This is a genomic window from Pseudomonas saxonica (assembly GCF_007858365.1).
Lineage (GTDB): Bacteria > Pseudomonadota > Gammaproteobacteria > Pseudomonadales > Pseudomonadaceae > Aquipseudomonas > Aquipseudomonas saxonica.
In genome coordinates, this window is sequence record NZ_VFIO01000023.1 from 1 (window position 1) to 10,723 (window position 10,723).

The following is a 10,723-nucleotide window of genomic DNA, read 5'->3' on the forward strand; positions in this document are numbered from 1 at the left end:
CCTGCGTACGGCCCTCGCTTCGCTCAGGTGTCCCTCACTCCGGTCCCGCTCCGTGGGCACGCTGCGACGGGCCATCCATGGCCCGATCGCAGCTCTCCCGGCATCCATGCCGGTCGACCCACTCCGCAGAACCTCCACTCGGCCTCCCGAAAGGGGCGGTAGATCAAGATCAAAAGCCAGATCACAAGCAGATCACAAGCAGATCACAAGCAGATCACAAGCGGTTTAGAGCACACTGCGCTCATGAAAAAATACTAGAGCCGCCCCTCCCCTACCCGGCTTGCCTCTGCTCTTCTTCGCCGTCGTGCTCATGATCAAATACAGCTTGGGCAAGGTCTTCGGTTACACGCATTTCAACACCCACTGCCGACATCTGCGCCGCTGCGGTAAAGGGCGCTGCCGTCACCGGCTCTGAACGCTGGCCACGACGCCAGATAAATAGCACCACGAGCCCCGCATTTAACCCGGCCAACGCCCAGAACAATCCGCCTTCGCCCACTTTGGTCATCAACGGTGAAATCACCAGAGGGCTGATGGCACACCCTAGTGAGTTGATCAGCAGTAGGCCTTGGATCATGCGCACGATGGCCCCGGATGACGCGTGGTCTGCAGCGTGACTGACCGCAACCGGGTAGATCGCAAAAATACCACCACCCAGCAGGAAAAAAGCCACGATCAACAACGGTGAACCAGGCGGTAGGAACAGGATAATCAACGACAGCACTGCGCAGGCCGCAGCTAGCACGATCAAGACCAGTTGCCTGTCTTGATGATCCGACCAGCGCCCAACCGGGTATTGCAGCAGCATTGCACCGAGTATCACGTAGGCCATCATGTGTCCGACCTCGGTAACATCAAGGCCAATACGTTGAAGGTACAGCGGCAGTAAGGCGTAGACCGCAGCAATGGCCAGACCCGAACCGAAACAACCAATCACTCCGGTCGGCGTGGCACGCAATAACTGCCAAGGCATTAGAGGCTCCGCTCGCTCGACCACAGGTGTCACCCGCGGGATCATCACAATCGGTAGCATCGACAATGAGGCCAGAATGGCCGCAATCATGAAGGGAATGGTGTCGCCGGTCTGCGCAATAACCCCCAGATTGGCCTGCCCCAACAAGCCCGCACCATAGAGCGCGATCATGTACAGGGCCAGCAGGCGACCACGGATCTTGGGGTCGGCGGCTATTAATAACCAGCTTTCCACCACCAGAAATACACCCACACTGGCCCAGCCATTAATCAGGCGTAGGGCAAACCAAATCCAGGGGTCAGAAGACAGCCCCTGAAACAGAATCGTCGTGGCAATCAGGGCCGCAAAGCAGCTGTAGGCGCGGATATGCCCGATGCGCACGATCAGTCGGTCATTGAAAATCGAGCCTAATGTCAGCCCGATGAAGTACGCGGACGAGACAATGCCAACCATCGTGGCTGACTCGCCCAACGAATCGAGACGAAGTGTCGTTAACGACGAAAGCATGCCGTTGCCGATACTGATGATAAACAGCCCAAGTAACGGTGCCAGCGCCATCGCTAACAGTTGCACAGACATAATGAACTCAAGACCTCAACAAACAATTAAACCCTCGAACGGGCAACAGCACAGCGACCCCTCTCGGCAACGCCGGGCGGGGGGATTTGTACATGTGTGATTGTGCGTGGCTCGAGGCCACAGTCGAGGCGTTCGAGGTGCGGGCAAGGTTCAAGACGCGCTGGACGCGCACCTCGTTATTGACCGGGCAGACAAAATCAGGGCGCGCATGGTAGCCGCAGACAGGGACAAGAAGAAGAGCCCCAGTGGCTTTTTTCGACGAATATCACTGCAGTGACCAGCAGGCTCCGCAGGCTCGACTAAAATGCCTCAGCGCGATAACCACTCTGAACCGCACAACACCCGAAACGGCTTGATTCAAGGCCCTAGAAAGCTTCGCAGTCGTGCAAAAGACAGAGCTAAACCGACTGACAGACAGTGAAATTCAGGATTGGGCAAGTATGCATGCCAGCAACCCCGGGAATCGCCTGTTGAGTTCATCCGCGCGCAGGGAATTCATGTGCGTTGTGCCCACATTTCGCGTCTGCACCAGCCCTGCATCGCGCAGGACCCGGAAATGATGGGACATGCTGGACTTGGGGCGACCACCGTCCAGTTCGCCGCACGTGGCCTCGGTGACTCCAGCGAGATAGCGGACAATGTCCATGCGCACAGGGTCGCTCAAGGCGTACAGCAACCGCTCAAGGACAAAATCGGAAGGCAGGGGGTGTTTGAAAGCTCGCATGGCCGAATGATAACCAAAGGTTTCAATTGTCGCCATATTTCGAATACTATCGAACAAGCGAATTAACCTACGAGGAACCCGACCCATGTCTGCACTATTTGAGCCCTTTACTCTCAAGGACGTCACCTTGAGGAACCGTATCGCCATTCCGCCGATGTGTCAGTACATGGCCGTGGACGGCATGGTCAATGACTGGCACCTCGTGCATTTGGCCAGTATGGCAAGAGGCGGCGCGGGCCTGGTGGTCGTTGAGGCCACTGCGGTTTCTCCTGAGGGGCGCATCACACCAGGGTGCGCCGGCATCTGGAGCGACGCACATGCTCAAGCATTTGTACCCGCCGTGAAAGCGATCAAGGCGGCCGGTTCGGTGCCGGGTATCCAGATTGCACACGCAGGTCGCAAGGCCAGCGCCAACCGCCCCTGGGAAGGTGATGATCACATCCCTGAGGGTAACCCTGCCGGATGGCAAACCATTGCGCCATCCGCCATTGCGTACGGCGCCAATCTGCCGAAGGTGCCACGGGAAATGACCCTTGAGGACATTGCCCGCGTACGTCAGGACTTCGTCGATGCGGCCCGCCGTGCTCGCGAAGCGGGTTTCGAGTGGATCGAACTGCACTTTGCCCACGGCTATTTGGGCCAAAGCTTTTTTTCGGAGCATTCCAACCAACGCACCGATGCCTACGGCGGCAGCTTTGAAAACCGCAGCCGCTTTCTGCTGGAGACGTTGGCTGCCGTGCGTGAGGTGTGGCCGGAACATCTGCCCCTGACCGCCCGCTTTGGTGTCATCGAGTACGATGGCCGCGACGAACAGACACTGACCGAATCGATCGAACTCGCGCGCCGTTTCAAGGACGGTGGTCTCGACCTGCTGAGCGTGAGCGTCGGATTCACTATTCCTGACACCAACATTCCCTGGGGCCCGGCATTCATGGGCCCGGTCGCAGAGCGCGTTCGCCGGGAAGCCGAGCTGCCTGTGACCTCCGCCTGGGGTTTTGGTACACCGCAGTTGGCTCAAGCGGCCGTTCAAAACGGACAACTTGACCTGGTCTCCGTGGGGCGCGCGCATTTGGCTGACCCGCACTGGACCTATTTCGCAGCCAAGGAGTTGGGCGTCGACAACGCCTCGTGGACATTGCCCGCGCCTTACGCTCACTGGCTTGAGCGCTATCGGTAACTGAGCCGCAGACTGCCGCGCTGTCAGCGGCAGTTCTGCCCATGCATGACAGGTCCTTTCATCGATTGAGTCGATAATCACCATCGTAACGGCGCTATTTATAATCTTTGCCTGACCCGGATAATGACGAACTTTTAATGCCGTCCATTTCCCCCGCCAACAGGCCAAGAGTTTTTGCCCATGCGCACTGCCGTCGTTACCACTCCCCTACTGTTGCTTTCCTTACTGGCCGGGTGCGCCAGCGCTCCAAACCAGCCCACTTTGACACTCAACACCGATAAAACCCCTCAAGCCTATGCCGCCTGCCTGACACCAAAACTACAGGAGCGAGCCTTTACGCCTGATTTAACAGAGGGTAATCGCCACTCCAGAATTGTGGTGCGCAGCCCTGTGGCGGCGGACAATATCGTCGAACTGTATAAAGTCAGCTCCGGCACAAAAATCGTGATTTATCAGCGCAGTCTCCTGGCGCGTGGTTTTGTGCAAATCGCCAAAGAATGCGTGTGAACAACATCCATAAAGGGGTTTGACCACGCGCAGGATAATCGCCAGCTTTCGTACTGGGCCGTGATCATGCCCCTATCGTACTGCGCGACAGAACTGCTGGATCGCCAGGCAGGCATGGCTTAACGCGTCGTCATTCAGGGCATAGGCAATGCGGATATAGCCCGCCAGCCCGAAAGCGCTGCCCGGCACCACGGCCACATTCGCCTCCTCAAGCAGAGCCAGCGCAACGTCTTCGTCGCTGTGCAGGGCTCGCCCGCCCGGTGAATACTTGCCCAACAGCGCAGCGCAATCCGCAAACGCGTAAAACGCCCCTTGCGGCACAGCACAGTACAGCCCCGGCGTGTCATTTATCATGGCCACCATCAGGTCACGGCGACGCTGAAATACCTCGCGGCTCTCATCGAGAAAGTTCTTTGGCCCGCGCAGTGCGGCCACTGCCGCATGTTGAGAAATCGAGCAGGCGCCGGAAGTCTGCTGGCCTTGCAGTTTTTCCATAGCGTCCAGCAACCAGCGCGGCCCGGTGGCGAAGCCAATGCGCCAACCCGTCATGGCGTAAGCCTTGGAGACCCCGTTCATGGTCAGGGTGCGCTCAGCCAGACGCGGCTCCACCTGGGCCAGGGTGTGAAAGGGTCGGCCGTCAAATATCAGGTGCTCATAGATGTCGTCAGAGAGGATCAATACGCTCGGATGCTCCAGCAGCACCTCAGCCAGTGCGTGCAGTTCTTCTCGGCTGTACACGGCACCGGTGGGGTTGGACGGCGAGTTGAGAATCAGCCAGCGGGTGTGCGGCCCAATGGCTGCGCGCAAGGACGCTGCGGTCAGCTTGAAACCGCAGTCGGCGCCGCAGGTGACCATGCGCGAGCGGCCGCCGCACAGTTGCACCATCTCCGGGTAGCTGACCCAGTACGGGGCCGGAATAATGACCTCATCGCCGTCATTGAGGGTGGCGGCCAGTGCATTGAAGATCACTTGCTTACCACCGCTGCTGACTTGTGTGTCTTGCCAACTGACAGACAGACCATTCTCGACCCGGTACTTGTCCGCAATGGCCTCGCGCAGGGCACGCAAACCGGCCACTGGGGTATAGCGCGTGTGACCTGCCTCGATGGCCGCGATGGCCGCCTGGCGGATGTGCTGCGGAGTATCGAAATCAGGCTCGCCCGCACACAAGGAAAGAACACGGTGACCTTGATCGCGGCGCTGGGCGACCCTGTCCATGACGCGGTAAGTGGCTGATGGCTGAGCCGCCGCCAGGCGGTGATTGAGACGCTGATCGCCGCCACTCATTGAATCGCCTCTGGGCGTTTGAGCCCCAACAGTTCGACGGTGGTACGGCCTTCGCGCAGGGCCGCCATCATCCGTGCCTCTTTGTCGAAACGCGCCTGCCCCTCAGCCAAAGTGCGCGGCACCTCAACCTGAGGAATGATCACGATGCCGTCGGCATCGGCGACGACCAGATCACCGGCCGCCACCTGCGCCCCGTTGAAGAACATGGGCTGGCCTACCGACAGGGCCGTAGCCTTGACGGTGCCCTTGACCGACACCCCGCGCGAAAATACCGCGAAACCGAGCTGCTCGATGGCCTGAATATCACGCACCCCGCCATCAATCACCAGGCCCACCACGCCAGCAGCCTGAGCCGCGACGGTGAGCACTTCGCCCCAATACCCGGCGATGTAATTGCCGGTACTGACCACCAGCACGCTGCCTCTGGGGGCCTGCTCCAACGCCAGATGCAACGCCAGGTTGTCGCCCGGCGCACACGCCAACGGGAAAGCCGGCGCTGCAATCAAGGCACCCCGCCAGACGGGGCGGATTGCCGGGTCTACCGCCGTTGGCAGACCGCACGCTTCGTACAGCGTCGAACTGCCGAGCGCTTTGGCGCGCGGGGCGACGGTTTCAATGTCATAAGGGCTCATTGCGATTTCTTTTGCAGGCCGTGATAACCGAGCAACGCCCGGGCTTCTTTGAGCGTTTTACCGCTGGTGAGGTGTTCGCGAATCTGCGCTTCCACCTGCTCAATCCGTCGGGCCCGTTGCGCCACCTCTCGGGCTCGCTCACGCGGCACCACCACCACGCCATTGGCATCGGCGACCACGATGTCGCGGGGGCAAGCACGGGCGCCGCCGATACTGACCGGCTGGTTAACCACCACCACTTCGACCCGGTCCTTGCCGGTGCGCATGAAGCGTCCCCGGGTAAACAGCGGGTAGCCTTCGCCAAGCGCCTTGCTCACGTCACGGCAAACACCATCAATCACGCTGCCCGCAATACCCTGCGCCAAGGCGAACTGGGTCATGATGTCGCCCCACACGGTGCAGTCCGTGCGCCCGTCATTGGCGATCAGCACAACATCGCCGGGCGCCACCTCATCGAGAAAATCGCCCACGGTGCCGGGCGGGCTGCTGGCGCTGACGTATTGCACAGTGAATGCCGGACCGATGATGACTTGGGTGTAATTGGCCAGCGGCATGATATTGAGGCATTGCCCCGGCAAGCCCAGTGTGTCCAGCGCATCGGAAACGGCCGGGGTGTCCAGCCCCTCGAAAAGCGCGACGAGTGTTTTGTCTTCAATATTCATCAGGCGTACTCAGCATTGATGGCTTCGAATTGGCTGTCGTGCATCACACGTTCGACCGAGCATCCGGCCCTGATGGCATCGACCATCGCCGCCTGACGTCGGTCAATGCGCTCAGCCAGCTCAAGCACCTTGTCGATGACCTCGGCGGCCACGAACACAGTGCCGCACTCGTCAGCCATCACATAGTCACCTTCCTTTACCGTCACTCCGGCCATGCTCACGGCGCAACCGGCATCCACCTGCACCAGACGATTGCGCGCGCTGATCATGGTCACCCCACGGCCGTACAGCGGATAGCCAATGGCCTCGCTGCCCTTAATGTCGCGGCTGCACCCGTCAAGCACTGAACCGCGAATACCCTTCATGTGCGCCGCATTGGCCAGAATATCGCCCCAACAAGAGACTCCTTCCGCGCCACCGGCAATGACCAGCACTCGGTCATCGGTATCGATACGCGCCACTACCGGGGAAATAAGATGCGCAGTCGGTGCTGCGTCCTGTTTGGCGCCCAATTGCACGGTGCTGGCACGGCCAGTGATCTTCGGGCAGTTCCACAGCGGCAGCAGACCGAAGGTTGCGCCGCGCATGCCGAGGAAGTCCAAAGCGTCGGACACCGTATTGGTGTCCAGAGCGGACAAGCGCTCCAGGAGGTGGGAGGTGTTCATGAATGGCTGACCTGGTGGGTGTGGAGGCCCGAGTATCGACAGACCCATTCCATAGGTATATTCCTATTAAACTAAGGCTTTCATACGCCCAACCTATGGAAAAAACATGATCAATTTCCGCCTGATCCGGCACCTCTGGCTCTTCCTTGCCGTCGCTGAGGAGCAGAATTTCAGTCGCGCAGCCAAACGCCTGGGGATGTCCCAGCCGCCGCTGACCGAACAGATTCAGATCCTTGAGCATGCGTTGAAAACCAAATTGTTCGAGCGCTCGCGTCAGGGCGCACGATTGACTCCGGCAGGCGCTGCCATCCTGCCTGCGGTGCGCAAATTCGCCGAGCAACTGGGGCAGCTCGAACTGGCGGTACACGAAGCCGTTTCCGGTCAGGCCGGGGTGCTGACCATTGGCGCCATCACTCAAGCCATGATTGATGTACTGCCACCGCTGATAGACCGATTCAAGGCTGAGCACCCGCAGATCACGGTGACCGTGCGTGAAATCGACAGTGCTGAAGCCATCACGGCGCTGGAGACCGGCGATATCGACCTGGCCTTCGCCCGCCTTGAAGGCAACCTCGGCAAAAATATACGCAGCCTGCCGCTGACCGAGGACCGCCTGGCGGTTGCCATTCCCCGCGACCACCCGCTTGCCGCTCGCACACGGCTGACCCTGGCCAATCTGGTGGACGAGCCGATGGTGATGTCTTCACGTCAGGTCAGCCCAAATTACTTCGACTACCTGATCGGTGTGTGCAATGCCCATGGCCTGTCCCCAAGGGTGTTGCACGAAGTCCGCTCGGTCACCTCACAGATCGCCTTCGTCAGTTGCGGCCAAGGGGTAGCGCTGGTGCCTGCCTCGATGAAAAAGCTGGCCCCGGACAACGTGATACTGAAGCCGTTGACGCCCCGGCTCAGTGTGGTGACCGCCGCGGTCGTGTGGAATGGCGCTCGCGCCAATCCGTTGGTAGACGCGCTGCTGGCGTTGTTGCCGGCTGACGCGAAATAGCAGGCGTTCTCTTCCATAGGTTCAGCCTATGGATGGATTACTGGATCAGGAATTTACAGAACGGTCAGCGTGTTTCAGAGTCCGCCCCCCCGACAATTTCCCGCCTCAGGAGCCAGACCGGTGTCCACTCAACAAGCGTTCTCCCGAGCCCTCGTGCCGCTGAAGGTCGACGGTATCAGCCTCAACGTTGCGGCTCTGTATCGCAGTGGCGAAAAAGCGCCTGTCGTGTTCCTGCACGGCTTCGGCTCGACCAAGGAAGACTATGCCGACGTTGTCCGGTATGCCGCATTCAACGGGCATGGGTTCCTCGCCTACGACGCCCCGGGTTGTGGCGAAACCGACTGCTCAGACCTGACACGTATCGACATTCCTTTACTGGTAAAGACGGCCCTGGCGATGCTGGAGCACTTCGGCATCCAGCGCTTCCATCTGGTCGGTCATTCCATGGGCGGCCTGACAGCGCTGCTGCTGGCCCATCAGCATCCAGACCGAGTGCTCAGTTTCGTCAATATCGAGGGCAATATAGATCCATACGACTGCTTTCTGAGCCGGCAGATTCACGATTACGCCGAGGATGACGCTGAGCGTTTTTTTGATGACTTTATCGAACGCACCCGACACGCGCCGGCTTACGCCAGCGCGCTGTATGCCGCCAGCCTGCGGCACAAGGTGCGTGCCGGCGCAGTGCGGGGGATTTTCGAATCAATGGTGAGGCTGTCGGATCACGGCGGGTTAATGAGCAGGTTTCTCGCGCTGCCCTGCCCGCGCATGTTCATGTACGGCGAGCAGAACAGCTCGCTGCCGTATCTGGCCTCTATCCAGAGTCAAGGCGTACATCTGGCGCAGATCAGCCACTGCGGGCATTTCCCCATGTATTCCAACCCCTGCGCGATGTGGGAAGGTATTGCCTACCTGCAACGCTTGAGCAGCGAAGCCTGAGCCACCCCGCACGCACACGTTTCCCGTCATAGAGCGATGGGGAGCCTGCACATTACGAGCAGCCCGCAAGCTGGGGCTCGCCCAGCCTTCATTGTTGATTTCAAAGCAAATAAATTTGGCTAAGACAGGGCTTAATCCACAGATGTAAACACCGCACACTTCGATTCATTGTCTAAAACACTGGATCACACCATGAAACTCTTTTCAAAAATGGCCTTGGCGACCTTATTGCCGCTGGCCATACAGGCCGCTAACGCAGCCGACTGGTACCCCTCCGAATACGGTGCCAACGATCAAATCGGTGCAGCAAATCTGTTGACGCCGGAGGTGGTCAAGCAAGCGGTCGGGCTGGTCAAGACGGGCAAGACGTATCCCCTGGCAGTGCCCGTGGACAAAAACCTTCCGGCATACCGCCATCGCAGCTTCCACTTGTACAACGTGCAGGTCGGACAACAGGCCGGCAAGTCGCTGGGGCCGAACAAGTTCACCTTCAACGATGAACTGGTTAATGCGTGGACCGGTGTGGGCACCCAACTGAACGGTATCGGCCATATCGGCATCGACAATGTGTACTACAACGGCAACAAGGCCGCCGATTTCGTGACGATCGATGGCGTCACCAAACTGGGTGTCGAGAAGGTGCCGCCCATGGTGACTCGCGGCGTGGTGCTGGACATGACCGCCTACTACAACAAGACTGTTGTGCCCGGTGGCACCGAGTTCAGCGTGGCCGATATCCAGGCCGTCTTGAAAAAGCAGGGCCTGACCCTGCGCAAGGGCGATGTGGTGCTGTTCAACACCGGCTGGCTGGAGTTGATCGGCAAGGACAACACGCAATTCCTCGAAGTGGAGCCCGGTATCGGCATGCAAGCCGCACAGTGGCTGGCTGACCAAGGCATCGTTGCTTTCGGCGGCGATACCTGGGCCTCTGAGGTCTATCCAAGCCCACAGGGTGATGACGAGTTTCCGGTCAACCAGTACATGCTCGCCAAGCGCGGCATCTACAACCTGGAACTGATCGACAGCCGTGCACTGGTGCGCGACAAGGTCTGGGAGTTCCTGTTCGTGCTCGGCCAACCGCTATACGTTGGCTCCACTCAGGTCAACATCAACCCGGTTGCCATTTACTGATTTCCTTGCCGCTGCCCCCGTGCACTGCGTTTAACGTCGCAGCGCATGGGGTCAACCACTCTGCCTGCCAGGATAAACCGGTTAAAACGCGGGGCAACTCCATCGCGTCCAGGCTAGAGCCGTAGTTTATCCCCCTGAACGTTGAGTTCAGGGCTAGATATTCAGCAAAAGTCTGGTTGGGTACCGGCAACAATCCGCTCTCGAAGCCATCTCGATAATGGACTGGATTCTGGACTGGATTCGTCCAGATGCTCTTGGCTTTCGATGGAATCAGGCACAACGAAAAAAGACGCCGAAGCGTCTTTTTTTGATGATCTTGTCCCGTCCTGAATAAGGTTTACACCTTCTGATCTATTTTAGGAGGGCGTAATGGAGACAAGTAAAAGGCGTAGTCAGCGAGACTACACGCTGACCTTTAAATTGTCGGTCGTCGACCAAGTCGAA

At 59.1% G+C, this 10,723-nt stretch carries 11 protein-coding genes; 5 read left to right on the top strand and 6 right to left on the bottom strand.

Annotated features, from left to right (window positions below):
* Positions 1-271: 271 nt before the first annotated feature.
* Together FJD38_RS24230 and FJD38_RS24235 are read right to left on the bottom strand one after the other, a co-directional pair.
* A complete protein-coding gene (locus tag FJD38_RS24230; protein ID WP_146388013.1) occupies positions 272-1,552 on the bottom strand; it encodes an MFS transporter in 1,281 nt (426 codons plus the stop codon).
* A gap of 424 nt (positions 1,553-1,976) precedes the next feature.
* On the bottom strand, positions 1,977-2,276 hold the full coding sequence (locus tag FJD38_RS24235) for an ArsR/SmtB family transcription factor (RefSeq protein ID WP_122784432.1): 300 nt from the start codon (positions 2,274-2,276) through the stop codon (positions 1,977-1,979).
* A gap of 85 nt (positions 2,277-2,361) precedes the next feature.
* Between FJD38_RS24235 and FJD38_RS24240 the strand changes: the two genes are divergently transcribed.
* Positions 2,362-3,453, top strand: a complete 1,092-nt coding sequence (locus FJD38_RS24240) for an NADH:flavin oxidoreductase/NADH oxidase (RefSeq protein ID WP_146388015.1) — start codon at positions 2,362-2,364, stop codon at positions 3,451-3,453.
* 180 nt (positions 3,454-3,633) lie between these two features.
* Positions 3,634-3,960 carry a hypothetical protein gene (locus tag FJD38_RS24245; RefSeq protein WP_146388016.1) on the top strand — a complete coding sequence of 109 codons (327 nt, stop codon included), beginning with the start codon at positions 3,634-3,636 and terminating at the stop codon, positions 3,958-3,960.
* Positions 3,961-4,032: 72 nt separating this feature from the next.
* On the opposite strand, the gene FJD38_RS24250 is transcribed toward FJD38_RS24245, so the two are convergent.
* The 4 genes from FJD38_RS24250 to FJD38_RS24265 are packed head-to-tail and all read right to left on the bottom strand — an operon-like array spanning position 4,033 to position 7,206.
* Positions 4,033-5,247 carry a pyridoxal phosphate-dependent aminotransferase gene (locus FJD38_RS24250; protein ID WP_146388018.1) on the bottom strand — a complete coding sequence of 405 codons (1,215 nt, stop codon included), beginning with the start codon at positions 5,245-5,247 and terminating at the stop codon, positions 4,033-4,035.
* Entirely contained in the window at positions 5,244-5,879 is a 636-nt protein-coding gene (locus tag FJD38_RS24255; RefSeq protein ID WP_122784396.1) for an RraA family protein, read from the bottom strand. Before FJD38_RS24255 ends, FJD38_RS24250 begins: the two co-directional genes overlap by 4 nt.
* Positions 5,876-6,541 carry an RraA family protein gene (locus tag FJD38_RS24260; protein ID WP_146388020.1) on the bottom strand — a complete coding sequence of 222 codons (666 nt, stop codon included), beginning with the start codon at positions 6,539-6,541 and terminating at the stop codon, positions 5,876-5,878. Before FJD38_RS24260 ends, FJD38_RS24255 begins: the two co-directional genes overlap by 4 nt.
* Complete coding sequence (locus FJD38_RS24265; RefSeq protein WP_146388022.1) at positions 6,541-7,206, bottom strand: RraA family protein; 666 nt, start codon at positions 7,204-7,206, stop codon at positions 6,541-6,543. Before FJD38_RS24265 ends, FJD38_RS24260 begins: the two co-directional genes overlap by 1 nt.
* Before the next feature lie 106 nt (positions 7,207-7,312).
* Here FJD38_RS24265 and FJD38_RS24270 point away from each other — a divergent pair, with 106 nt between their 5' ends.
* From FJD38_RS24270 to FJD38_RS24280, 3 genes are all read left to right on the top strand, one after another.
* The gene (locus FJD38_RS24270; protein WP_122784399.1) at positions 7,313-8,209 is read left to right on the top strand and encodes a LysR substrate-binding domain-containing protein; all 897 of its coding nucleotides are present in this window, start codon (positions 7,313-7,315) and stop codon (positions 8,207-8,209) included.
* 120 nt (positions 8,210-8,329) lie between these two features.
* Positions 8,330-9,148, top strand: coding sequence for an alpha/beta fold hydrolase (locus FJD38_RS24275; protein WP_146388024.1), 819 nt, complete (start codon positions 8,330-8,332; stop codon positions 9,146-9,148).
* Between the two features lie 192 nt (positions 9,149-9,340).
* Entirely contained in the window at positions 9,341-10,279 is a 939-nt protein-coding gene (locus tag FJD38_RS24280) for a cyclase family protein (RefSeq protein WP_122784401.1), read from the top strand.
* Positions 10,280-10,723 lie beyond the last annotated feature (444 nt).

Coding starts and splice junctions, on each gene's coding strand:
- FJD38_RS24255 (WP_122784396.1), bottom strand. CDS start 5,879: ATGAGCCCTTATGACATTGAAACCGTCGCCCCGCGCGCCAAAGCGCTC.
- FJD38_RS24230 (WP_146388013.1), bottom strand. CDS start 1,552: ATGTCTGTGCAACTGTTAGCGATGGCGCTGGCACCGTTACTTGGGCTG.
- FJD38_RS24270 (WP_122784399.1), top strand. CDS start 7,313: ATGATCAATTTCCGCCTGATCCGGCACCTCTGGCTCTTCCTTGCCGTC.
- FJD38_RS24280 (WP_122784401.1), top strand. CDS start 9,341: ATGAAACTCTTTTCAAAAATGGCCTTGGCGACCTTATTGCCGCTGGCC.
- FJD38_RS24240 (WP_146388015.1), top strand. CDS start 2,362: ATGTCTGCACTATTTGAGCCCTTTACTCTCAAGGACGTCACCTTGAGG.
- FJD38_RS24250 (WP_146388018.1), bottom strand. CDS start 5,247: ATGAGTGGCGGCGATCAGCGTCTCAATCACCGCCTGGCGGCGGCTCAG.
- FJD38_RS24265 (WP_146388022.1), bottom strand. CDS start 7,206: ATGAACACCTCCCACCTCCTGGAGCGCTTGTCCGCTCTGGACACCAAT.
- FJD38_RS24235 (WP_122784432.1), bottom strand. CDS start 2,276: ATGCGAGCTTTCAAACACCCCCTGCCTTCCGATTTTGTCCTTGAGCGG.
- FJD38_RS24260 (WP_146388020.1), bottom strand. CDS start 6,541: ATGAATATTGAAGACAAAACACTCGTCGCGCTTTTCGAGGGGCTGGAC.
- FJD38_RS24245 (WP_146388016.1), top strand. CDS start 3,634: ATGCGCACTGCCGTCGTTACCACTCCCCTACTGTTGCTTTCCTTACTG.